Raw genomic sequence first — 24,161 nt, 5'->3', positions numbered from 1 at the left:
AACCTTCTTCGAGGAATGCTGGTCGTGATCTGCTGCATGGCAGGGATCGCGATGGCTGATGAAAAGAACATTCTGGTCACCAGCGGCAGCGATCGGGCCACCCCGATTGCCGTCGTACCGTTCGGCATGCAGGGCGGCGCCGTGCTGCCGGACGACATGGCAGAAATCATTGGTAACGATTTGCGGAACTCGGGCTACTACTCGCCGATTCCAAAGCAAAACATGATCAGCCAGCCAAGCCAGCCGAGCGAAATCATCTTCCGTGACTGGAAGGCGGTGGGTGCTCAATACATGATGGTCGGCAGCATTGCTCCGGCAGGCGGTCGTCTGCAGGTGCAATGGGCACTGTTCAACGTGGCCACCGAGCAGAAAGTGGCTGACGGCAGTGTTTCCGGTACCACCGAGCAACTGCGTGACATGGCGCACTTCATCTCTGACCAGTCGTTCGAAAAACTCACCGGTATCAAAGGTGCGTTTTCGACCCGTCTGCTGTACGTGACAGCCGAGCGTTTTTCCGAGAAGAACACTCGCTACACCCTGCAGCGTTCGGACTACGACGGTGCCCGTGCGGTAACTCTGCTGCAATCGCGCGAGCCGATCCTGTCGCCGCGTTTCGCCCCGGATGGCAAGCGTATCGCTTACGTGTCGTTCGAGCAGAAGCGTCCACGGATCTTCATGCAGAACATCGACACCGGTCGCCGTGAGCAGATCACCAACTTCGAAGGCCTGAACGGCGCGCCAGCCTGGTCGCCGGATGGCAATCGCCTGGCTTTCGTACTGTCGAAAGACGGCAACCCGGACATCTATGTGATGAACCTGGGTTCGCGTCAGATCACTCGCGTGACGGCAGGTCCTGGCATCAACACCGAACCGTACTGGGGCAAGGATGGTTCGACCATCTACTTCACCTCGGACCGTGGCGGCAAACCACAGATCTACAAAACCAGCGCCAATGGCGGCGGTGCCGAGCGTGTGACCTTCATTGGCAACTACAACGCCAACCCGAAGCTTTCGGCGGATGAAAAGACGCTGGTGATGATCCATCGCCAGGATGGTTTCACCAATTTCAAGGTGGCGGCCCAGGATTTGCAGCGAGGTAGTGTAAAGATCCTCACTGATAGCACTCTGGACGAGTCACCCACTGTTGCGCCCAACGGCACCATGGTAATCTACGCCACCCGCCAGCAGGGCCGGGGAGTCTTGATGCTCGTGTCCATTAATGGACGCGTGAGGCTCCCGCTTCCTACCGCACAAGGCGAAGTCAGAGAACCGTCCTGGTCCCCTTACCTGAACTGACGCGGCGCTTTACGTTTTACTTAACACACTGGGGTTCATTAGGAGTTTCACGATGGAAATGCTGAAGTTTGGTAAATTTGCTGCGCTGGCTCTGGCCATGGCTGTAGCTGTAGGTTGCTCGTCCAAAGGCGGCGACAACGCCGGTGAAGGCGCTGTTGATCCAAACGCTGGTTACGGCGCAAACACTGGTGCCGTTGACGGTTCCCTGAGCGAAGAAGCTGCTCTGCGCGCAATCACCACCTTCTACTTCGAATACGACAGCTCGGACCTGAAGCCAGAAGCCATGCGCGCTCTGGACGTTCACGCCAAAGACCTGAAAGCAAACGGCGCTCGCGTTGTTCTGGAAGGCAACACCGACGAACGTGGTACTCGTGAGTACAACATGGCACTGGGCGAGCGTCGTGCGAAAGCCGTTCAGCGCTACCTGGTACTGCAAGGTGTTTCCCCAGCTCAGCTGGAACTGGTTTCCTACGGCGAAGAGCGTCCAGTTGCTACCGGCAACGACGAGCAGTCCTGGGCTCAAAACCGTCGCGTCGAACTGCGTAAGTAATTCGATATGCGAACGTGCCGTCGTGCTGTAACTGTCCTGGCTCTCAGTCTCGCACCGCTTGCGGTGTGGGCTGCGGTTCCTGTGGTCGATGACAACTCCGGTTATAACAATAGCGGGAGCAGTTATCCGCCTGCGGGTTACGGTACGAACGGCGCCTATGCCGGGGGAGCGGCTTCGGCCCCTGCCTCGGCACAGGGCATGCTGTTCAACCAACTGCAACAGATGCAGGATCAGATATCGCGCCAACAGGGTGTGATCGAAGAACTGCAGAATCAGGTTGCGCGCATGAAGCAGGAATCCCTGGAGCGATACCAGGATCTTGATCGGCGCATAGGATCCGGTGCTGCACCTGCCGCGACTCCTGAGAATTCTTCTGCCGGTGGCGACGCAAGTGCTGCTGCCGGTGCTGCCGCTGGCGCCGGGGCTGCTGCCGCCCAGGCACCTGCTGCGAGTAGCGAACCGGGTGATCCGGCCAAGGAAAAGCTGTATTACGATGCCGCTTTCGACCTGATCAAAGCCAAGGATTTCGACAAGGCCAGCCAGGCTTTCTCGGCATTCCTGCGCAAATACCCGAACAGTCAATACGCGGGCAATGCCCAGTACTGGTTGGGCGAAGTCAATCTGGCCAAGGGTGATCTGCAGGGCGCAGGTCAGGCTTTTGCCAAAGTTTCGCAGCTTTATCCCAAGCACAACAAAGTGCCGGACTCGCTGTACAAGCTGGCTGATGTAGAGCGCCGCCTGGGTCATACCGACAAGGTCAAAGGCATTCTGCAACAGGTGGTTTCCCAATACCCGGGGACCTCCGCTGCTCAGTTGGCCCAACGCGATCTGCAACGCATGTAAGTGTGTTTGACCCGTTTGGAAGAAACCCGCGCTTGTCGCGGGTTTTTTCGTTAGAATTCACGCCCTTTTTCTGAAACACGCTTCTGGTGATCTACGCGTTGGCGGGGTTGCCGGAAGTGCCTGACGGAGGCGGACAGCCTGTTTAGCTGTTACGCCCGTGGCGACTATGCAAGACACATTGAGAATTACCGAAGTTTTCTACTCGTTGCAGGGGGAAACTCGGACAGCCGGGCTGCCCACGGTTTTTGTGCGCCTGACCGGTTGCCCGTTGCGTTGCCAATACTGCGACAGTGCCTATGCGTTCAGCGGCGGTACGATTCGTACCCTCGACGACATCCTCGAGCAAGTGGCCGGATATCGTCCGCGCTATGTCTGTGTAACCGGCGGTGAACCGCTGGCACAGCCGAACGCCATCCCTTTGCTCAAGCAGTTGTGTGATGCCGGATATGAGGTCTCCCTGGAAACCAGTGGTGCCCTCGACATCTCGGCAGTAGATCCGCGCGTCAGTCGCGTGGTCGACTTGAAGACGCCCGATTCCAAAGAGGCGCACCGCAACCGCTATGAAAATATCGAACTGTTGACGTCCAACGATCAGGTGAAGTTTGTCATCTGTTCGCGGGACGACTATGACTGGGCGGTCTCGAAGCTGATCCAGTACGGTCTTGATCGCCGTGCGGGTGAAGTGCTGTTTTCCCCAAGTCATCATGACCTCAATGCCAGGGATCTGGCGGATTGGGTGGTGGCAGACAACCTGCCAGTGCGGTTGCAATTGCAGCTGCATAAATATCTATGGAATGACGAGCCGGGGCGCTGATATGACTGAACAACTGAACACTCACGAAAAACGTGCGGTCATCCTGCTGTCGGGTGGCCTCGATTCGGCCACGGTGGTGGCGATGGCCCGGGCTGAAGGTTATGCCTGCTACACCATGAGTTTCGATTACGGCCAGCGCTCTCATGCGGAGCTGCATGCCGCCGCGCGCGTCGCCCGCGATCTGGGTGTGGTCGAGCACAAAGTAATCGGCCTGAACCTCAACGGCATGGGCGGCTCGGCGCTGACCGACACCAGCATCGACATCCCGGAAGAGTTGGGCGAGGGCATCCCGGTGACCTACGTGCCGGCGCGCAACACGGTGTTCCTGTCGCTGGCATTGGGCTGGGCGGAAGTGCTCGGCGCCCGTGACATCTTTATCGGCGTCAATGCGGTGGACTATTCCGGTTACCCGGATTGCCGTCCGGAGTTCATCGAGTCGTTCGAGCGCATGGCCAACCTGGCGACCAAGGCGGGCGTGGAAGGCAACGGTTTCCGCATCCAGGCACCGCTGCAGAACCTGAGCAAGGCGCAGATCGTCCAGGCGGGCGTGAAGCTCGGCGTCGATTATGGCCTGACCGTTTCCTGCTATCAGGCGGACGATGAAGGCCGTGCGTGCGGCAAATGCGACAGCTGCCGCCTGCGTGCAGAAGGCTTCGCAGCGGCCGGTGTAGGCGATCCAACACCTTATTTTTGATTTTTTTCAAAAAGGTGTTGAATAGTCCTTAAAAATCAGTATTATACGCGCCACCACACAGCGGGTCGTTAGCTCAGTTGGTAGAGCAGTTGGCTTTTAACCAATTGGTCGTAGGTTCGAATCCCACACGACCCACCATATTTGGCGGTTTAGAAAATCCGGAAGGCCCACGAAAGTGAGGATTTCCGGGTTTTTTTTTGCCTGCGATTTCGCGGGCTCCAGCGTCTTGAGGCTGGATCAGGCGCCGCTGCGAAAGTCTCGATTGCGCGACGCCTGCGGCCATCAGAGCAGGTAGGCGATACCTTGTGTCGGGAGGGCATGAACCTGAGTCATCAGGTAATCGCGCAGTTGGCACATCTGCTGCGACTTGGGGCTGGCTTTCAGCCAGGTCATGTAATAGCCATCCCCTGTCGCCACAGCGCTTTTGAATGGAAGTCGCAACTGGCCGGCCTGAATCTCCTGAACAACCAGCACCAGATCTGCCACGGAGATTCCCATACCCTGTACGGCAGCGGCAATTCCCTGATCCAGGGTGTCGAACAACTGGCCGCGCTCTATATTGGTGGTATCAAGGCAGCCCATTCTTTTCAGCCATCGTCGCCAGTCTCGCCGGTCAGTGGAGGGATGCAGCAATTCATGATCGTTGAGCGACGACAGTTTGAGGTCTTCCGGCTCCAGATACCCAGGACTGCAAATGGGGATCAGCCATTCATCAAACAGTTTAAAGCTCTCCATGGCCGGGCCGAAATTGCCATCCCCCAACAGAATCGCGCAATCATAGGGCTCGGAGTAGAAGTCGACCTCGTCAACATCCATCCAGACACTGGAGAGTTGCACAGAGCAATGGCTGTTGTGTTTATTGAATTTATCCAGCGCTCTGAGAAGCCAGCGAATCGTCAGCGTCGAAGGTGCCTTGAGGCGCAGCCGATGACGATCCACCTTCAATAGCTCACAAGCACTTTCGATGATCTTGAAGCCGACCTTCAACTCGTCTGCGAGCAGTCGCCCATGTTCGGTCAGGCTAATTTTTGGTCCGTGGCGTTCGAAAAGGCTGCAACCGAAAAGTTCTTCGAGGGTTTTAACATGATGACTCACCGCACTTTGAGTGACCGATAGCTCGCTGGCTGCCTTGCTGAATGAGACAAAGCGCGCTGCGACCTCAAATGCGCGTAAGGAATACAGTGCGGGAATCCGTTCCGTCATACAGGTTTCTACCATGAGTAAAACTAATAAGAGATCATAATCTAACTCGTTTTACAACGATCCCGGCCTCTCCCAGAATGCGTCTTCTAAAAAAGGTATATGCATATAACTTTTTTTGAGCATCATCATGGAGATGCAATGGTAGCTATACACGGACGTTGTTTTAACAAGCTGGATTGGCTTGAGAATCTGCAGGTGTATGAGTCGCTCAAGACGACTTGGGTAACATCGGCATTAGACGTGTTCGAAAGTGTCGTACGCCAGGCCTCTTTTCCCTGTCTGTTTGGGATGAAAGCGGTGAAGTCTTCGAATATCGAACTTTTGTTTGTCAGTAAAGAATCTGACGTTACCGACTTCATGACGGGGCTTGCTTCTTATTTGAAAAAGGTAAATGCCTGGCCACTGAAATGTAGAGTCGGCAAGCCCTTGATCGTACTGTTGGAAAACAACGGGTTTGATTCTCTTGAACAAGAGCAACTTTATGCCTGGGATCTTTTGCAGAGGCTGCACAACCAGGATCCCGGGCCATGGCCAAGAGAGATTTCGGCCGACCTGAGTAGCGAAAAATGGTCATTCTCTTTCATGGGGATACCTCTTTTCGTGAACATGAACTTTCCCCGGCATCGCCTGATGAAAAGCAGGAACCTGGGGACGCATATCGTATTCGTGATCAATCCTCGAGAAAATTTTGACCAGGTGGCTGCCGGTAACTCGCTGAGCGGACAACGTATTCGTGCACGTATTCGTTCCCGTTCTGATGCCTACAACGGAGGCGTGTACTCCAGAACGCTCGGTGTTTTTGGTGATCCGGGCAACTTTGAAATCAAACAATACCAACTTGAAGAACCGGGATCACTGAGTCATGAGCGATGCCCTTTTCGAATGAATATCGATTAACCGACAGCGGGGCAAGCAAGGCGTGAATACTGCATTAGCCATTACCTATATTTTGACCGTCATGCTTTTGATAGCGACGCCAGGCCCCGTCGTCGCGCTAGTGGTCGCGACTGCCAGCGCTGCCGGGCCGAGAAAGGCGTTCTCGACGGCGATAGGCACGAACTGGGCCTCCTTGATGCTGATTGCACTGGCCTCTTACATCATCGTTGCCAGTGCTGCTGTCAATGTCGTGTTGTTGAACATGCTCAGCTTGCTGGGTTGTCTTTTTATCGGTTACCTGGCGCTTGATGCGCTGAAGAACAATCCGGCATCTGCGGAGGCACAATCCCCGGATAAACAAGCGATGCAGGGTGGTCTGTGGCACGGGTTCATCGTGGGTATTTCCAACCCCAAAGACATTATTTTCTTTATCTCATTCTTTCCCCAGTTCATCCAGATTACCTCTTCCTCGAAGCACAGCCTGATCCTGCTCTCGTTACTCTGGGTTGTGATCGATTTTGCCATTCTGGGTTTATATATTTTCATGACCAGGAAACTGCTGAGTAAAACCAGCAGCCACTTGATTTCCAAGGGCTCGGGTGTCGCATTGCTTTTGATTGCCTTGTCCGGGCTGATCTATAACGTGCGCGAACTGTTCAATTTGTCATGAGTTGACTGCTTGTACGGTCTGGTTATCCGAAGCAATTCAATGCCATCAATCAAGGATCGAATAATGGCCGGTAGTACTTCTGCGTTACCTGATGACGAAGTGCCGATTTTTCTGGCGATCTCTTCGACGGAACTCGCGACGCTGAGATATAGCCCTCGTCAATGGTTTTTCAGGCTGATTAACCAGGAACAGAGTCATGGGCTGATGGAGTTGGTCTGGAACAATATCGATCAATATCTGAATCCTCATCGCGCGGTGGGCGAGGCTGCAGATCTTGCTGCGTTTATTGTTGCGGGACAGCGCGATATCCAGGCACTCGGGGCGCAAATTCGTCAGGACATGCCAGACACTCTTCACGATGCGCCGCAGCGACGTCATTTTTACTATCAATATGCGCCGCTGTTTAAAACCCTCGGTGGCTGGCTTTGCGGCGTGACTTCGATCGCCTACGCGTGGCGCAAGGATGGTGGTTTGCTGCTTCAGACACATGCGCGGCTGGTCGGGGGAGGGTATCCGTCCTTGAGCCAGAGCTATTTGTTCGAGCAGGCCGCACGGCAGGCAGGGGTACACTTGAATGAAGTATTCGCGAACAGTTTCAGTCATGACCCGAACATAGAGGGCGCCGCTTACGAGCTACCGGTGTTCTTGCTAGGCCTGGCAAGTTTTCCAGCGACACGGTTCGCCGAAACCCTGGGCGTCAATCTTGCAATGTGCGGTTATCTCGATCAGCTCAACATCCTGTGTGCGCAAGCGGGCAACCCTGTCTTTGGCTGTTCATCCAGCGACCGGTATTGGCCGGCGGCGGCGGAGGCCATTGACTATTTCCTGGCGCAGGTCGATTCGCAGGCGCATGACCGGATCGCCACAGGCTTTGCTTGCGCACTGAGTCTGATTCAGAAAAGTGAAAAACGCCTGGCCAGCGAACTCAAGGATGAAGCGCGTTTCAGTAATGCGGCGGCCATGCTCGCATTGATTGAAAAACTGGGTCCTCATGGCTGCGGTTATCACAAGCGTGGGCAACTGGCCGACCAACCGATCGACCATTGGCTGGATCCGCAAACCTTCAATGCGCAGGCGACGATTCAGGCGCTGGCTAACTCTCGTTACGTCAGGGCTGGCCAGCCGGGAAAAAGCGCGTTGATGAATCTCATCAGTCACCCGAAAGGCAGGATGTTCGGGGTTTTTTCTGCGCAAGATATTCAAGTCGTCGATACCTGGATCGCATCGCTGAACAGAGAGAGTTTGAGTGTTGTTGCTCCGCCGCCGCTGACCGCTCCATCTCCTGAGCAATCGGCAACGCTTTGCGAACAAGCACTGGCTCAAGCCCGGCAACTGGCACTGGCCAAGTATTCCGATTATTCGCTACAGCAGCTTTACCCCCTGTTCCTTCATATTGACAAGGCGCCTGATGCCCTGCCGGCAGCCAGGCTTTTTGCCGAGCGGTGGTTGGCACGCCATCAACAGGCTGTGCGCAGTGAAGGACTGCCGTTCAGTGTTTACAGTCATCAACGATTGGATCAGTGGTTAGCCGCGCAGCACAAGCGACAGGTTGAAAGCTACCGACCATTGACGCAGGTACCCGAAGAAAGTCGCGAGGAGATTATTGCCGACGCGACGCGGCTGGCGCCCTTGACCCTGATCGATGGTGCCTGGCTGCGAAACATCGTCAAGCCGGCGATTGTCACCAGTCCGATCGGCGCATTGCTATACCGCACTCTGATCGACGAGCTCGGCCAAGGCGATACAGCGCTCCATCACGGCAATATCTACCAGGAGCTGTTGACCAGTATGGGGGTCGATGTCGGGACGTTCACGGCTCGGTCCTTTGCTGCATCCACGCATTTTGACGATGACTGTCTGCAGGTTCCGGTGTTCTGGCTCGCCATTTCACTGTTTCCGCAAAGTTTTCAACCGGAAACCCTGGGTTTGAATCTCGCCATGGAACTGTCGGGTGTGGGAGGCGAGTATCGCCGTTCGGCTGACGTCTTGCGGCACTACGGCTTCAACTCGATGTTTACCGACCTCCACAACACCATCGACAACGTGGTCAGTGGCCACACAGCCTGGGCCATCGAGGCGATCAAACTACATCTGGATGATGTGGCGCAGAACGGTGGGCAAACGGAACTCGCTCACCATTGGCAGCGCGTCTGGGTCGGCTACCGTGCGTTGAGCCCGCCCGAAGCGTCACTGCTGGCCGCGCTGCGTGACTTTACCCGACGCAGTTACAACAAAATCACACAACGGCAGGATGCATTATGAGCTACGGATTTCTATCTTTCATTTTGGCGGTACTGGTCATCAACCTGGCGCCCGGGCCAGCGATGCTGTACGTGATGAACCAATCGCTCAAGCATGGCGTAAGGACCGGTTTGCGGGCGGCGGCGGGCGTTGAGTTTGGAGTGTTTTTCTACGTGTTGCTGGCAGCATTCGGCCTGGTACTGATTTTCAAGGAAGTGCCGCTGCTGTATCGCGCAGTGCAGATTGCCGGGGCTTTTTACTTGTTGTATCTGGCCTATATTTCCTGGCCCCGCCGTCCTGTTGGCGGTACGGCTGAAGGCAGCGAAATCCCGCCAGCGCCAGCCAGCTATGCGTTTAGCAAAGGCATGCTGATCAACCTGTCGAACCCCAAGATCGGTCTGTTTTTTATCAGTCTGCTGCCGCAATTCGTGCCGTCCGATGCGAGTCCTGCGTGGCTGCATTTTCTGCTTTACGGGCTCATTTTCAATATCGGCGGGATTCTGGTGAATATGACGGTCGGGCTGACCGCGCATTCATTGCGAGGCGCCATCCAGCGCGCCACCTGGTTTGACTATCTGCCGCCCGTGCTGTTTTTCGCCATTGCGATTTTCGCCTTCGTGCAGGGGGTGGTATGAGTTACATTCTTGGAATCTCGGCGTTCTACCATGACAGCGCGGTGGCCCTGCTGAAGGACGGAAAAATCGTCTGCGCATTGCAGGAAGAGCGTTTTTCACGGGTCAAACAGGACAAGCGCTTCCCGGCCAAAGCCTTGCTCGCCTGCCTGGATCAGGCAGGTATCACGCTGGCGGATATCAGCTGGCTGGCCTATTACGAAGACCCGAGCATCAAGTTCGAGCGAATCTGCCACACCTACAAGAGCAATTTCCCGCGAGGCGCTCTGGCGTTCGCGCAAAACTACACCCGCTTCGTCGCGCGAAAGGACGTCGAGGGCATCATCGCTCGCGAACTGCAGACGCTATTTCCCGGCGTGGCAATGCCCCCGTTGTATCTCTGTCAGCATCATTTGAGTCACGCGGCTTCGGCGTTCTATCCGTCACCGTTCCAGGATGCCGCTGTGTTGTGTGTCGACGGTGTAGGGGAGTGGTCGACCACCACCGCCTGGCATGGCACCGGTAATCGCCTCGAACCGCTGTTCGAGGTTCGTTTCCCTCATTCTCTTGGTTTGTTGTATTCGGCATTCACCTATTACTGCGGGTTCAAGGTTGACTCCGGGGAATACAAGCTCATGGGGCTGGCGCCCTACGGTGAGCCGAAATATGTCGAGACCATTCTGGAGCATCTTATCCGGATCGAAGACGACGGCATTTTCACGCTGAATCGCCAGTACTTCGATTATGAGGTGGGCGAACGGATGATCAGCGATGCCTTTGAGACCTTGTTCGCTGGCCCGCCGCGCGAACCCGAGGCTCTCATCACTCAACGGGAAATGGATTTGGCGGCCTCCATCCAGGTGGTCACCGAACAGGTCATGCTCGGACTGGCCCGCAAGGTCAAGGCAATGACCAACGCCGAGCATTTGTGCCTTTCCGGTGGTGTGGCCCTGAACTGTGTGGCCAACGGCAAACTGGCCAGATCCGGGTTATTCAAAAGTTTGTTCATCCAGCCAGCCTCGGGGGATTCCGGGGGCTCTCTTGGCGCCGCGTTGCAATGCCATTTTGAAAAGACCGGGATGCAACGTCAGGCGGACGGCACCGAGGACAGCATGCAAGGTGCCTATCTTGGCAATGCTTACAGTGATGACCAGATCGAACAGTACCTGTGTGAGCTGAAAGCCAACTATCAAAAGCTCGATCCGTTGGCCTTGATCGAGGCGACGGCCGCGCGGTTGGCCGAAGACAAAGTCATCGGATGGTTTCAGGGGCGCATGGAATTTGGCCCACGCTCTCTCGGCTCGCGATCGATTCTGGGGAACCCTCGCTCGGAACACATGCAGAGCGTCATGAACCTGAAAATCAAGAACCGTGAGTCGTTTCGCCCGTTTGCCCCAGTGGTTCTGGCCGAAAAGGCGCACGAATGGTTCGATCTGGATCACCCGTCGCCCTATATGTTGATCGTCGCGCCGGTACAGCCTGACAAGCGAGAGCCAAACGTGAATGACGTCGGCTATATCGGTATCGAGAAGCTCAAGCTCAAGCGCTCACAAATACCGGCAGTGACTCACGTGGACTTCTCCGCTCGGGTGCAGACCGTGGATGGCAGACACAATCCGCGGTTTCGACAGTTACTCAGCTCATTTGCCGAGCGGACGGACTGCCCGGTACTGATCAATACCTCGTTCAACGTTCGGGGGGAGCCGATCGTTGAAAGTCCGGAAGACGCCTACCGCTGCTTCATGCGCACGGAAATGGATTGTCTGGTGATCGGTCAGTTTCTGCTGACCAAGTCCGACCAGCCTCAATGGAATGAAGAGACCGACTGGAGAACGCACTATGCCCTTGACTGACAAACCCGAACTGAATCACCACCAGGCGGTGCAGGAGGTCTACAGGTGGACCCCGCAAATCCGTGATTACGATAGCTTCATGCACATCGGCGCGCGCTGGGTGCCCTATACCATGTACTTCCATGAAAAGAACTTTCGTTCGCCGACGATCAATACCGACGCATTCGGATTTCGTTACAGCGAATATCAAGGCCAGCGGTTTTCGGTCACTGAGCTTCCGGCCAATGGCAAGATCAACTTGCTGGTGGGCGGTTCGACCGCACTGGGTGTGGGCGCTACGCGCGATGCGTTTACCGTGGCTTCCAGGCTCAGCGAGTTGACTGGCGAGGTGTGGCTGAATTTTGCCGGCCGGGGCTACAACTCTACCCAGGAATTATTGATGTTCCTCATGCATCAGAAGCGTCTGGGCGATATCGGTCATGTCGTGGTGTTCAGCGGCATCAACACCCTGGCTCTGGAGGGTATCCCCGACGAGTTCGCCAGCGAGCATGGGCGTTATTACTACTCGTTCGAATTTCAGCATTACATGAATAAATTCAATGAGGACATGCAACGCAAAAAGAACTCGTTCGGTTCCAAGGGGGGCGAGTCCTGGCTGCAGCGCTGCAAGAAAGCATTGTTCTATGAAAACCCGGCGGATGAAGTCATCACCGACGAGGGGATCTCGCTGGACGAACGTCTGGAGCGCGCGGCTGATTCCATCACCGACGCATTGAAGCAATGGCAACTGCTGCTGTCGGGCAGTGGCGCTACCCTGAGCTTCGTCCTTCAACCCCTGTCCCACTGGTGCCGGGATCAACTGACGGCGGATGAAGAAGCTGTATTCCATGCCATCGACAGCTGTCCGAACAACTTCTACCGGCTATTCAGCGGCGTACTGGGCAAGGAAGTGCACGCGCCGTTTTTCGCGCATATTCAGGCGAAGGCCGGTGACATCCGCTGCCTGGACATGAATTCCATGCTCAGGCAGTCGCCGGTCTTCAACGAAACCCTTTTTGTCGATCGCGTCCACTTCAATGACCTGGGCAACGAGCAATTGGCAAAACTCATCAGTGCCGAATTAGGCCTCTATCGGGAGCAACAGCATGGGCATCATTCGAAAAATCTTGAGTCTGTTCAAGCGTAAGAAAAAGAAACGTGGCGGTTCCATCTACCCGCTGCGCTAGATCGGCAAATCCGGCAGGCAAGATCGCAGCTATTTACGCGATCTGCTGTATCTGGCGGTTCGGCAAATCCGGAGGTCTCCATGCGCGTGAGATTTCCGGATTTTTTTTGCCTGTGATTCAGCTGCCTGTCCTTTCATTGTTGCCTGCGCCGACACAGGTCAGAATCATCTTTTGTATCAACGGGATATTCTGTAGCCTTGCGCAGCTTCAACGCTGTCCGTGCCTGATAAAACTCACTCTCCCGGCGGTACCCTCAAGCGGTCCGGAGCCGGGTGTATACTCGACTTTCGCGCGAAAGCGCCTGCAGGTCTTGCGAACATGACGCAGATTTCCGAACGCCTTCTGGTTCAAGCCCACCTCGATGCCAAACAGCCCAAACCGCTGACTGCCGAGGAAGAGGCCTACTACCGTTCCGCCATCGCCGCCGAGCTCAAGGCTCAGGACGCGGTGCTGGTGGCCCACTTCTATTGCGATCCGGTGATTCAGGCCCTGGCCGAAGAAACCGGCGGCTGTGTGTCCGACTCCCTCGAAATGGCGCGCTTCGGCAACGCTCACCCGGCCAAGACTGTGGTGGTCGCCGGCGTGAAGTTCATGGGCGAGACCGCGAAGATCCTCAACCCGGAAAAACGCGTGCTGATGCCGACCCTGGACGCGACCTGCTCGCTGGACCTGGGTTGTCCGGTGGACGAGTTCTCGGCGTTCTGCGATCAGCACCCGGAGCGCACGGTGGTGGTGTACGCCAACACCTCGGCTGCGGTCAAAGCCCGGGCTGACTGGGTGGTGACGTCGAGCTGCGCGCTGGAGATCGTCGAAAGCCTGATGGACAACGGCGAGACCATCATCTGGGGCCCGGACAAGCACTTGGGCACCTACATTCAGCGTAAGACCGGCGCTGACATGCTGCTGTGGGACGGCGCGTGCATCGTCCACGAAGAGTTCAAATCCAAGCAGCTCGAAGACATGAAAGCGCTGTACCCGGACGCCGCGATTCTGGTGCACCCGGAGTCACCGACTTCGGTGATCGAACTGGCAGACGCAGTAGGTTCCACCAGTCAGTTGATCGCTGCCGCGCAAAGCCTGCCGAACAAGACCCTGATCGTCGCCACCGACCGTGGCATCTTCTACAAGATGCAGCAGCTGTGCCCGGACAAGGTCTTCATCGAGGCGCCAACCGCCGGTAACGGCGCCGCGTGCCGCAGTTGCGCACATTGCCCGTGGATGGCGATGAACACCCTTGAGCGCACGCTCAAGAGTCTGAAGGAAGGGACGAACGAGATCTTTGTCGATCCGGCGTTGATTCCGCAGGCGATCCGCCCGTTGAAGCGTATGCTGGATTTCACTCAGGCGGCGCGGATGAAGCTGGCCGGTAACGCCTAAGCGCTAAAGGCAAAAGATCGCAGCCTGCGGCAGCTCCTACAGGGATCAAATGTAGGAGCTGCCGCAGGCTGCGATCTTTTTTATGCGCGCTATTTTTGTTTCTTCGGAATTCGCACCACGCGGGTATCGGAATAGATGTCGTGCCAAGTGCGCTTCTGCTTGTCGAACAGCGACCAGAAGAATCCGAGCCCTGCGCACAGCCATGAAGCGATCGACACCATGAAGCGCAGCAGCGCCTGCCACAGGCTGATCGCGCTGCCATCGGCGTTCTGTACGCGTATACCCCACACCTGCATGCCCAGTGTCTGCCCGCCGTGGGTCCAGAACTTGGCGAAGAACGCGAACAGCACCAGCAGCAACACTGTGGAATACAGCGGATCGCCGTCCATTTTTCCGGCGTCAGTCAGCACGCGCAGGCGTTCTTCACCGATGATTGCCGCCTGGATCAACTTGTAGACGAATCCGGTGACAATCAGCAGGGCGGTGCACAACAGGAAATCATAGAACATCGCGGCCAGGCGCCGGCCGAGGCCAACAGCAGGAAAGTCGCCCTGGGGAGTGAGCAGGTTTTTCGACATGGCAGCCTCTGGACGCAAAATGAAGCGCCATTTTACGGATTCGCGCGCACAAAAAAGCCCCTGATATCAATATCAGGGGCTTTTTCGTTACAGAAGATTAACCTTCTGCTTGTACTTCATCAGCCTGCATGCCTTTCTGGCCTTGCACAGCAACGAAGGTCACTTTCTGGCCTTCTTTCAGGCTCTTGAAGCCGTTGCCCTGAATAGCGCGGAAATGCACGAACAGATCCGGACCGCTTTCTGGAGTGATAAAACCAAAACCTTTCTCGTCGTTAAACCACTTGACGGTACCGCTCTGACGTGTCGACATTTCTTATTTCCTTTGACGCATAAATTGATGACAGTCTCTTTCTCATGAAAGAGTACTGGGGCTGGTTGCAGGAGAGTAAGAAGACGTCGAGCGGGATGTAGCTAACTTGTAGGCTACTGCCCAGGTCACGATTCCAAGCTGACCCATGCAAACACAGTGGACAAACTCTACGCCAACTACGGGAGAAAAAACAAGCCCCGCGAAGACCCCGGTTTTCCTGCCCCTGCTGGCAGTTAGTCAGCCTACTAGTGCGGCTTGGACGAATAGCTTGTTCAAAAGTTTTCGAACGTTATAAGCAAAGTTCATAATCGAATCAGATGTTAGAAAATGCACTTTTTTGTGGCGATTACGTTACACATTAGTGCACGCATAACGCAATCGCGTTACTTATAGAAACAATCAATCAGCCACGATAGTAGCGTTGTGGAACAAATGGCATTTTGCTTACAAGCATTTGCACCTTTTTCCCACGAACGATGGCCCAGACTGGCGTATCCAGGGTGACATAAGCGCTGTCGAGGTAACCCATGGCCAACGGCCCGCCCAGAGTCGGACCAAAGCCACCGCTGCACACGCTGCCGATGATTTCGCCGGCTTCGTTGACGATTTCAGCGCCCTCACGCACCGGTGTACGCTCCTGCGGCAGCAGGCCGACGCGTTTGCGCGCGACGCCGTTCTGCTGCTGAGCGAAAACTGTCTCTGCCCCAGGGAAGCCACCGGCCCGCGCGCCGTCGGCGCGGCGTGGCTTGGAGATCGCCCACAACAGGCTGGCTTCGATCGGCGTGGTCTCGGTGTTCATGTCGTGGCCATACAGGCACAGGCCGGCTTCCAGGCGCAACGAGTCGCGGGCGCCGAGGCCGATGGCCTGAACTTCCGGTTCGGCCAGCAGCGCGCGGGCAAGTTTTTCTGCGTCGGCGGCGGGCACCGAGATTTCGAAGCCGTCTTCACCGGTGTAGCCCGAGCGGCTGACGAAGCAATCCACGCCCAGCAGTTGCACGCGGTTGAACTGCATGAATGTCATCTTCGCCACCTCTGGCGCAAGACGCGCCAGCACAGTGACCGCAGCCGGACCCTGCAACGCCAGCAGTGCGCGGGCTTCGAACAGCTCCGTAATGGTGCACTGATCGCCGATGTGCTTTTGCAGATGCGCCAGGTCCTGATCCTTGCACGCGGCATTGACCACCAGAAACAGCTCGTCGTTACCGAGGTTGGCGACCATCAGGTCGTCGAGGATACCGCCTTGGTCATTGGTGAACATCGCGTAGCGCTGCATGCCCACCGGCAGGTCGATGATGTCCACCGGCACGAGAGTTTCCAGGGCCTTGGCGGCATTGGCGCCGGTCAGGCGAATCTGGCCCATGTGCGAGACGTCGAACAGCCCGGCCTGCTCACGGGTGTGCTGGTGTTCCTTCATCACGCCCAGCGGGTATTGCACCGGCATGTCGTAGCCGGCGAACGGCACCATGCGGGCGCCGAGTTCGATATGCAGAGCGTGCAGCGGGGTTTTCGACAGTTGTTCGGTGGACATGCGTGGCTCCTTGAAAGTTTGAGTTTGGGGGCATGGGGCTAGATTTAGATCAAGGTCAAAAGCCCCTCACCCCAGCCCTCTCCCGGAGGGAGAGGGGGCTAAGCGCGGTCCTCTACCACAGGGAGAGGACATAAATCAGCATTCGATAATGTTGACCGCCAGACCGCCGCGGGCGGTCTCTTTGTATTTGCTTTTCATGTCGGCGCCGGTCTGGCGCATGGTGCGGATGACTTTGTCGAGCGAGACGAAGTGTTGCCCGTCGCCGCGCATGGCCATGCGCACCGCGTTGATCGCTTTCACCGAGCCCATGGCGTTGCGCTCGATGCACGGCACCTGCACCAGGCCGCCAATCGGGTCGCAGGTCAGGCCGAGGTTGTGTTCCATGCCGATTTCCGCCGCGTTCTCGACTTGCTGCACGCTGCCGCCAAGGACTTCACACAAGGCACCGGCAGCCATCGAGCACGCCACGCCGACTTCGCCCTGACAGCCGACTTCAGCGCCGGAGATCGAGGCGTTTTCCTTGTACAGAATGCCGATCGCGGCGGCGGTCAGCAGAAAACGCACCACGCCGTCGTCATTCGCACCGGGGATAAAACGCATGTAGTAATGCAGCACTGCCGGGATAATCCCTGCCGCGCCGTTGGTCGGCGCGGTGACCACGCGGCCGCCGTTGGCATTTTCTTCGTTGACCGCCAGCGCATAGAGGTTGACCCAGTCCAACACCGACAGCGGATCGCGCAGCGCCGATTCCGGGTTCTTGCACAGTTGCCGATGCAGCGCCGCCGCCCGGCGTTTGACCTTCAATCCGCCCGGCAGAATGCCTTCGTTGCGACAGCCAGCGGCGACGCAGTCCTGCATCACTTGCCAGATTTTCAGCAGGCCGGCGCGGGTTTCCGCCTCCGGGCGCCAGGCATTTTCGTTGGTCAGCATCACCTGGCTGATCGACAGACCGTAGGTGGCGCAATGGCCGAGCAAGTCCTTGGCACTTTTGAACGGGAAGGTCAGCGGGGTGGCGTCCTCGACGATGCGGTCAGCGCCGGCGGCATCCTCATCGACGACGAAACCACCGCCCACCGAGTAGTACTCGCGGCTGCGGATCTGAATACCCGCCGCATCGAACGCGCGGAAGATCATGCCGTTGGGGTGAAAGGCCAGCGGCTTGCGGATCATCGCCAGGTGTTCTTTCTCGTTGAAGGCAATGCTGTGTTCGCCGAGCAGATTCAGCCGGCCATTGCCGCGAATATCCTGCAGGCGCGCGGCGACGGTTTCGGTGTCGACGGTGTCCGGGTGTTCGCCTTCAAGGCCAAGCAGCACGGCTTTATCGCTGCCGTGACCTTTACCGGTGGCGCCGAGGGAACCGTAGAGTTCGACGCGCACGCTGGCGGTGGCCGTCAGCAGGTTTTCACGGCGCAAACCTTCGGCGAAGCGCGCAGCGGCACGCATCGGGCCGACGGTGTGGGAGCTGGAAGGGCCGATGCCAATCTTGAACAGGTCGAACACGCTTAACGACATGAGTGGTTCTCCGGTTTCTTGTTATAGGAATTGGCGCAATATCAGGCTTGATGCGTTCATTGTGGGAGCTGGCTTGCCAGCGATGGCGATGTGTCAGGCAACAGAGATGGAGACTGACCACCCTCATCGCTGGCAAGCCAGCTCCCACAGGGATTTGTGGTGTTCTGGAGAAAGGGGCAGGTAAACCTGCCCCTCCTTCGGTTAAGCGTAGCTTTCGATCGACGGGCAGGCGCAGACCAGGTTGCGGTCGCCAAACACGTTGTCGACGCGGCCGACCGGCGGCCAGTATTTGCCTTCGATCAACGACGCCACCGGATACACCGCCTGCTCGCGGCTGTACGGGTGGGTCCATTCGCCGACCAGCTCCGCCGCGGTGTGCGGTGCGTTCTTCAGCGGGTTGTCGTCCTTGTCCAAAGTGCCGTTTTCCACCGCGCGGATTTCCTCGCGGATGCGGATCATGGCGTCGCAGAAGCGGTCCAGTTCTTCCTTGGATTCGCTTTCGGTCGGCTCGATCATCAGCGTGCCGGCGACCGGGAACGACATGGTCGGGGCGTGGAAGCCGAAGTCGATCAGGCGCTTGGCGACGTCATCGACGCTGATGCCGCTGCTGTCTTTCAGTGGACGCAGATCGAGAATGCATTCGTGCGCCACCAGACCGTTGCTGCCGGTGTACAGCACTGGATAGTGCTCTTCCAGACGACGGGAAATATAGTTGGCGTTGAGAATTGCCAGTTGCGAAGCGCGCTTCAGACCGGCGCCGCCCATCATGCGAATGTACATCCAGGTGATCGGCAGAATGCTCGCGCTGCCGAACGGCGCTGCGCAGACCGCACCTTCCTTGCGTTGCATCTGGCTGTGACCCGGCAGGAACGGGGTCAGGTGCGACTTGACGCCGATCGGGCCGACGCCCGGGCCGCCACCGCCGTGAGGAATGCAGAAAGTCTTGTGCAGGTTCAGGTGGCTGACATCGCCGCCGAACTTGCCCGGTGCACAGAGGCCGACCATCGCGTTCATGTTGGCGCCGTCGATGTACACCTGGCCGCCGTTGTCGTGAATGATGCCGCAGATTTCGCGGATACCTTCCTCGAACACGCCGTGGGTCGACGGGTAGGTGATCATCAGCGCCGCGAGGTGTTCGCGGTGCTCGATGGCTTTGGCGCGTAGGTCTTCGATATCGACGTTGCCACGGGCATCGCACGCGGTCACCACCACGCGCATGCCGGCCATGTTGGCGGTGGCCGGGTTAGTGCCGTGGGCGGACGACGGGATCAGGCAGATGTCGCGGCGCTCGTCGCCACGGCTCTGGTGGTAAGCGCGAATCGCCAGCAGGCCTGCATATTCGCCTTGGGAACCGGCGTTCGGTTGCAGCGAGATCGCGTCGTAACCGGTGGCGGCGCAGAGCATCGCTTCCAGTTCATCGGTCAGTTGCTGATAACCGGCGCTCTGCGCAGCAGGGGCGAACGGGTGCAGGGCGCCGAATTCGGCCCAGGTCACCGGGATCATTTCGCTGGCGGCGTTGAGTTTCATGGTGCACGAGCCCAGCGGGATCATGGTGCGATCCAGTGCCAGGTCTTTGTCCGCCAGTTTGCGCAGGTAGCGCATCAGCTCGGTTTCCGAGTGATAGCGGTTGAACACCGGGTGGCTGAGAATCGGTGACTGACGTACCAGCGCAGCCGGGATGGTGCTTTGTACCGAAGCGGCCAGCGCAGCGAAGTCCGGCAGGGTTTTGCCGTCGGCGAACAGGCCCCACAGGGTTTCGATGTCAGCCTGGGTGGTGGTTTCGTCCACCGACAGGCCCAGACGCTGAGTGTCGATTACGCGCAGGTTGATCTGTGCAGCGTGCGCCTTGTCGTGCAGCGCGGCAGTCTGTGCGCCAGTGGCGACGGTCAGGGTGTCGAAGAAGTGCGCCTGCTCGACGGTCTGGCCCATTGCGCTCAGGCCCTTGGCGAGAATCGCGGTCAGGTGATGCACGCGGTTGGCGATCTGGGTCAAGCCTTTCGGGCCGTGGTACACGGCGTACATGCTGGCGATGTTGGCCAGCAGCACTTGCGCGGTGCAGATGTTCGAGGTGGCCTTCTCGCGGCGAATGTGTTGCTCGCGGGTCTGCATCGCCAGACGCAGGGCCGGTTTGCCGAAACGGTCAACCGAAACACCGACCAGACGGCCCGGCATGTCGCGTTTGAACGCATCCTTGGTGGAGAAGTAAGCCGCGTGCGGGCCACCGAAGCCCAGCGGCACACCGAAGCGTTGCGCGGAACCGATGGCGACGTCGGCGCCGAACTCGCCCGGGGCGGTCAGCAGGGTCAGAGCCAGCAGATCGGCAGCCACGGCCACCAGCGCGTTGGCGGCGTGGAAGCGCTCGGTCAGTTCGCGGTAGTCGAACAGATCACCGTTGCTCGCCGGGTATTGCAGCAGCGCGCCGAAGAATGGCGTCACGTCGCTCAGCTCACGCTCATCGCCGACCACCACGTCGATGCCCAGCGGCTCGGCACGGGTGCGCAGCACGTCGAGGGTTTGCGGGTGGCTGTGGATCGAGGCGAAGAACTGGTGGCTGCCCTTGTTCTTGCTCAGGCGCTTGCAGAAGGTCATGGCTTCGGCAGCGGCGGTGGCTTCGTCGAGCAGGGAAGCGTTGGCGATCGGCAGGCCGGTGAGGTCGCTGATCAGGGTTTGGAAGTTCAGCAGCGCTTCGAGACGGCCCTGGGAAATCTCTGGCTGGTACGGGGTGTAAGCGGTGTACCAGGCCGGGTTTTCCAGCAGGTTGCGCAGGATCGGCGACGGCGTGTGGCAGTTGTAGTAGCCCTGGCCGATGTAGGTCTTGAACAGCTGGTTTTTGCCGGCGATGGATTTGATCATCGCCAGCGCATCGGCTTCGCTCAGGCCGTCGTCCATGCCGAGCACGCTGGTGCCCTTGATGCTTTCCGGGATCACGCTGGCGCTCAGCGCTTCGAGCGAGTCGAAACCGAGGCTGTTGAGCATGGCTTGCTCGTCACCGGCACGCGGGCCGATGTGACGGGCAATGAATTCGTTGGCAGTGCCGAGGTTTACTTGGGTCATGTCGCTACTCCTCAGCCTTCGGCTTGGGCTTTGATCAGACGGTCATAGGCGTCCTGATCAAGCAGTTTGCCGACAGCGGCGGCGTCACTTGGCTGGAAACGGAAGAACCAGCCTTCGCCCAGCGGATCTTCGTTGACCAGTTCCGGAGCATCTTCCAGCGCCGGATTGACCGCCAGAACTGCACCGTCCAGAGGCATGTACACGCCGCTGGCGGCTTTGACCGATTCCACGGTGGCGGCTTCAGCGCCTTTTTCGTAAGCCTGCAGTTCAGGCAGTTGCACGAACACCACGTCGCCCAGGGCGTTCTGCGCGAAAGCGGTGATGCCGACAGTAACGCTGCCGTCAGCTTCGGTGCGCAGCCATTCGTGATCTTCAGTAAAACGCAACTCGCTCATGGAAACTCCTAAGGGGGCCAGACTCGTCTGGTGGACGCGATGGAAGGCTTGGCTAGAAAGCCCTGATTTTATGAGCGGTTACTTAGCAAGAACGCGGCCAGATTGTATTTATCTATATAAATCAAATGGTTATGTGTTTCTGATTGTGGTGGGAATGAGGCCTCTGTAGCGAAATCGCTACAGCTCGGGACGGGGAGAAAAGCTGAAGCGGATCAAAGCCTTGCACAGCGGTGATTGGAGGAGAGTGTAGCGATATCGTTCCGCTGTAGCGCTTTCAGTACAGATGGAGGTCGCTTTTGAACGGATTTCGAATCCGTCACATCACCCTGTGGGAGCTGGCTTGCCAGCGATAGCGGTGGATCAGTCACCATCAATGGTGCAAGTGCCGACGTCATCGCTGGCAAGCCAGCTCCCACAGGGGGAATTTACGGTGAATTTAAGACTTGCCCGGAATGCCGTACTTGCGCAGGCGATGGGCGATTGCCGTGTGCGAGGTCTGCAGGCGGCTGGCCAGTTGGCGGGTCGAGGGGTAGCTGACGTAGAGCTTTTCCAGCAGCGCTTTCTCGAAGGATTCGACGGCCTGTTCCAGGCTGTCGACGTCGCTGTCGGTCTGCCGCGCCACTGAGGTGCCGGCGATGTCGAGGTCACCAATGTCGACCAGACTGCTTTCGCAGATCGCCGCCGCGCGAAAGATCACGTTCTGCAATTGGCGCACGTTGCCCGGCCAGCGATTGCCGAGCAGCGCCGGATAGGTGCCGGGGGCGAGGCGGCAGACCGGGCGCTGAATCTGCGCGCAGGCCTGCTGCATGAAATAGCGCGCCAGCAACAGAATGTCCTGACCTCGCTCACGCAGCGGCGGCACTTCGACGTTGAGCACGTTGAGGCGGTAGAACAGGTCTTCGCGAAACAGTCCCTCGCTGACCATTTTTTCCAGATCGCGGTGGGTCGCGCTGAGGATCCGCACGTTGACCTTCACCTCGCGATCACCGCCCACCCGGCGGAAGCTGCCGTCATTCAGAAAGCGCAGCAGTTTGGCCTGCAAGTACGGCGACATCTCGCCAATCTCGTCGAGAAAAACCGTGCCTTGGTTCGCCAGTTCCATCAGCCCCGGTTTGCCCCCGCGAGCGGCGCCGGTGAAGGCGCCGGGGGCGTAACCGAACAGCTCGCTCTCGGCGAGGTTTTCCGGCAGCGCCGCGCAGTTCAGCGCGAGAAACGGCGCACTGTGTCGCGCACTGATCGCGTGACAGGCGCGGGCCACCAGTTCTTTGCCGGTGCCGGTTTCGCCTTGAATCAGCAGCGGCGCATCGAGGGCTGCGACCCGTTGCGCGCGAGCCTTCAGGGTGCGAATCGCCGGAGATTCGCCGAGCAGCGCATCGAAACCCTCGGCGTGGTCGTGGTGCAGCGCCGAGAGCTGTTCGCCGATGCGGTTTGGCTGATACAGGGTCAGCAGCGCACCAGCGTCGGTGATCGGTGTGGCGTCGAGCAACAGGGTCTGGCCGTTGACGGTGATCTCGCGCAGCGGCAGGCGGAAGCCCTGTTCGAGCAGGGTTTCCAGCAGGCCGGGATCGTTGAACAGTTCCGAGACACTTTCACCGGCCGGTTCACGTCCGTACAGGGCGATCAGTGCCGGGTTGGCCAGCAGGACTTTGCCAGCGCTATCGAGGGCAAGTACCGGATCGGTCATCGCCGCGAGCAACGCATCGAGCTGCAAGTGCCGACGCTGGCCGGGGAGGATGTCGACCACCACCACGGCCTCCACGCCGCGCACCCGGAACAACGCATCTTTGAGCTCTTCGAGCACTTGCGGGCTCAAGGTCGGCGCGTCGATGTAGACGTTGGGCGGAATCATCTCCACCGCATCCAGATTGAGATTACGCCCACCGAGGATCGCCAGGACTTCCTGGGTGATGCCGACGCGGTCGATGAAGCTGACGTGGATACGCATGGGGGCGGTTCAGTGTTCTGCAGTGCGGAGGGGGGCAAGTATGCCTTGATGGGGGACTGGGGTGAAATCTTGAGATCGGCGTCGTGCTTGAAATCCACCCCTCACCCCAGCCCTCTCCCCAGAGTGGCGAGGGGGAAAGGGAGCAGATTGGGGGCTTTTCAAAACTTGAGTTCGGCTCGCTATTTCAGGTCGGTGTACCTTGAGCGAGCAACTCGGTCAGTCCCCTCTCCCTCCGGGAGAGGGTCAGGGTGAGGGGGCTTTTGGGGTTACTCGAAATGCTCGGGATTAACCGGATCTCCGGATTGCATATTCAACTTCTGCCGAATGTCCTCAAACATCAGATCGTAATGCTTGTGCACCGAGCCGATCTGGCTGTGAGCCTTTGGAATCCCGTACTTTTCGGCAATCCGTGTCACGTCGCGGGCGAAGTTGTAAGCCTCTTCCTTGGGCAGGAAAAACGCTTCCTTCATGTCCTTGCCCTGCATGTTGCCGTGCAGGGTGAACTGTATCCCTTTGCCTTTTTGCGGATCGGTGAACACTTCATAATCGAGGCACAGGTCGTAACTGACGTCATCTGGCGTCAACGCATGTCGCTCGATGTGCAAATGACCGGGGTTGAATATGGCCATGGGTTTCTCCTTCTCA

General features: G+C 57.9%; 21 protein-coding genes and 1 tRNA gene. 13 read left to right on the top strand and 9 right to left on the bottom strand.

Features of this window, described 5'->3' with window-relative positions; translation table 11 throughout:
- The first annotated feature begins 15 nt into the window (after positions 1–15).
- The 6 genes from tolB (at position 16) to ABV589_RS08175 (ending at position 4,335) form a co-directional block, all read left to right on the top strand.
- Entirely contained in the window at positions 16–1,296 is a 1,281-nt protein-coding gene (tolB, locus tag ABV589_RS08200; protein ID WP_177325710.1) for a Tol-Pal system beta propeller repeat protein TolB, read from the top strand.
- A gap of 52 nt (positions 1,297–1,348) precedes the next feature.
- Complete coding sequence (pal, locus tag ABV589_RS08195) at positions 1,349–1,846, top strand: peptidoglycan-associated lipoprotein Pal (RefSeq protein WP_003178634.1); 498 nt, start codon at positions 1,349–1,351, stop codon at positions 1,844–1,846.
- A 6-nt stretch (positions 1,847–1,852) separates the two neighbouring features.
- Positions 1,853–2,689 (top strand): tol-pal system protein YbgF, encoded by an 837-nt coding sequence (ybgF, locus tag ABV589_RS08190; protein WP_367085514.1) that lies wholly within the window; start codon positions 1,853–1,855, stop codon positions 2,687–2,689.
- A gap of 166 nt (positions 2,690–2,855) precedes the next feature.
- The gene (queE, locus tag ABV589_RS08185) at positions 2,856–3,503 is read left to right on the top strand and encodes a 7-carboxy-7-deazaguanine synthase QueE (protein ID WP_007962032.1); all 648 of its coding nucleotides are present in this window, start codon (positions 2,856–2,858) and stop codon (positions 3,501–3,503) included.
- A gap of 1 nt (position 3,504) precedes the next feature.
- Complete coding sequence (gene queC, locus ABV589_RS08180; protein WP_367085513.1) at positions 3,505–4,197, top strand: 7-cyano-7-deazaguanine synthase QueC; 693 nt, start codon at positions 3,505–3,507, stop codon at positions 4,195–4,197.
- A 62-nt stretch (positions 4,198–4,259) separates the two neighbouring features.
- Positions 4,260–4,335, top strand: a tRNA-Lys gene (locus ABV589_RS08175).
- Positions 4,336–4,479: 144 nt separating this feature from the next.
- On the opposite strand, the gene ABV589_RS08170 is transcribed toward ABV589_RS08175, so the two are convergent.
- The gene (locus tag ABV589_RS08170; RefSeq protein ID WP_367085512.1) at positions 4,480–5,400 is read right to left on the bottom strand and encodes a LysR substrate-binding domain-containing protein; all 921 of its coding nucleotides are present in this window, start codon (positions 5,398–5,400) and stop codon (positions 4,480–4,482) included.
- Positions 5,401–5,538: 138 nt separating this feature from the next.
- Between ABV589_RS08170 and ABV589_RS08165 the strand changes: the two genes are divergently transcribed.
- The 7 genes from ABV589_RS08165 to nadA all read left to right on the top strand — a co-directional run bounded on the left by ABV589_RS08165 (position 5,539) and on the right by nadA (position 14,194).
- Positions 5,539–6,297, top strand: a complete 759-nt coding sequence (locus tag ABV589_RS08165; protein ID WP_367085511.1) for a YqcI/YcgG family protein — start codon at positions 5,539–5,541, stop codon at positions 6,295–6,297.
- 22 nt (positions 6,298–6,319) lie between these two features.
- Entirely contained in the window at positions 6,320–6,946 is a 627-nt protein-coding gene (locus tag ABV589_RS08160) for a LysE family translocator (protein WP_367085510.1), read from the top strand.
- 63 nt (positions 6,947–7,009) lie between these two features.
- On the top strand, positions 7,010–9,208 hold the full coding sequence (locus ABV589_RS08155; RefSeq protein ID WP_367085509.1) for an iron-containing redox enzyme family protein: 2,199 nt from the start codon (positions 7,010–7,012) through the stop codon (positions 9,206–9,208).
- Positions 9,205–9,822 (top strand): LysE family translocator, encoded by a 618-nt coding sequence (locus tag ABV589_RS08150; protein ID WP_007962045.1) that lies wholly within the window; start codon positions 9,205–9,207, stop codon positions 9,820–9,822. Before ABV589_RS08155 ends, ABV589_RS08150 begins: the two co-directional genes overlap by 4 nt.
- Positions 9,819–11,651 (top strand): carbamoyltransferase, encoded by a 1,833-nt coding sequence (locus ABV589_RS08145; RefSeq protein ID WP_367085508.1) that lies wholly within the window; start codon positions 9,819–9,821, stop codon positions 11,649–11,651. Before ABV589_RS08150 ends, ABV589_RS08145 begins: the two co-directional genes overlap by 4 nt.
- A 79-nt stretch (positions 11,652–11,730) precedes the next feature.
- Positions 11,731–12,777 (top strand): SGNH/GDSL hydrolase family protein, encoded by a 1,047-nt coding sequence (locus tag ABV589_RS08140; RefSeq protein ID WP_367085507.1) that lies wholly within the window; start codon positions 11,731–11,733, stop codon positions 12,775–12,777.
- Positions 12,778–13,135: 358 nt separating this feature from the next.
- Entirely contained in the window at positions 13,136–14,194 is a 1,059-nt protein-coding gene (gene nadA, locus ABV589_RS08135; protein WP_003227499.1) for a quinolinate synthase NadA, read from the top strand.
- A gap of 89 nt (positions 14,195–14,283) precedes the next feature.
- On the opposite strand, the gene ABV589_RS08130 is transcribed toward nadA, so the two are convergent.
- From ABV589_RS08130 to ABV589_RS08095, 8 genes are all read right to left on the bottom strand, one after another.
- Positions 14,284–14,772 (bottom strand): RDD family protein, encoded by a 489-nt coding sequence (locus ABV589_RS08130; RefSeq protein ID WP_367085506.1) that lies wholly within the window; start codon positions 14,770–14,772, stop codon positions 14,284–14,286.
- A 97-nt stretch (positions 14,773–14,869) separates the two neighbouring features.
- The gene (locus ABV589_RS08125) at positions 14,870–15,082 is read right to left on the bottom strand and encodes a cold-shock protein (RefSeq protein WP_003237709.1); all 213 of its coding nucleotides are present in this window, start codon (positions 15,080–15,082) and stop codon (positions 14,870–14,872) included.
- 403 nt (positions 15,083–15,485) lie between these two features.
- Complete coding sequence (gene gcvT / locus ABV589_RS08120; protein WP_367085505.1) at positions 15,486–16,610, bottom strand: glycine cleavage system aminomethyltransferase GcvT; 1,125 nt, start codon at positions 16,608–16,610, stop codon at positions 15,486–15,488.
- A gap of 135 nt (positions 16,611–16,745) precedes the next feature.
- Complete coding sequence (locus tag ABV589_RS08115) at positions 16,746–18,122, bottom strand: L-serine ammonia-lyase (protein ID WP_367085504.1); 1,377 nt, start codon at positions 18,120–18,122, stop codon at positions 16,746–16,748.
- Positions 18,123–18,323: 201 nt separating this feature from the next.
- Positions 18,324–21,176, bottom strand: a complete 2,853-nt coding sequence (gene gcvP / locus ABV589_RS08110) for an aminomethyl-transferring glycine dehydrogenase (RefSeq protein WP_367085503.1) — start codon at positions 21,174–21,176, stop codon at positions 18,324–18,326.
- An 11-nt stretch (positions 21,177–21,187) separates the two neighbouring features.
- Positions 21,188–21,571 carry a glycine cleavage system protein GcvH gene (gene gcvH, locus ABV589_RS08105; protein WP_367085502.1) on the bottom strand — a complete coding sequence of 128 codons (384 nt, stop codon included), beginning with the start codon at positions 21,569–21,571 and terminating at the stop codon, positions 21,188–21,190.
- 436 nt (positions 21,572–22,007) lie between these two features.
- Complete coding sequence (locus tag ABV589_RS08100; protein WP_007962060.1) at positions 22,008–23,516, bottom strand: sigma-54-dependent transcriptional regulator; 1,509 nt, start codon at positions 23,514–23,516, stop codon at positions 22,008–22,010.
- A gap of 266 nt (positions 23,517–23,782) precedes the next feature.
- Positions 23,783–24,145 (bottom strand): DUF5064 family protein, encoded by a 363-nt coding sequence (locus ABV589_RS08095; protein ID WP_041068604.1) that lies wholly within the window; start codon positions 24,143–24,145, stop codon positions 23,783–23,785.
- Positions 24,146–24,161 lie beyond the last annotated feature (16 nt).

It is taken from the genome of Pseudomonas sp. HOU2 (assembly GCF_040729435.1).
Taxonomy (GTDB): domain Bacteria; phylum Pseudomonadota; class Gammaproteobacteria; order Pseudomonadales; family Pseudomonadaceae; genus Aquipseudomonas.
Note: the sequence above shows the minus strand (reverse complement) of the source record. Positions and strands in the feature narration are given on the sequence as shown.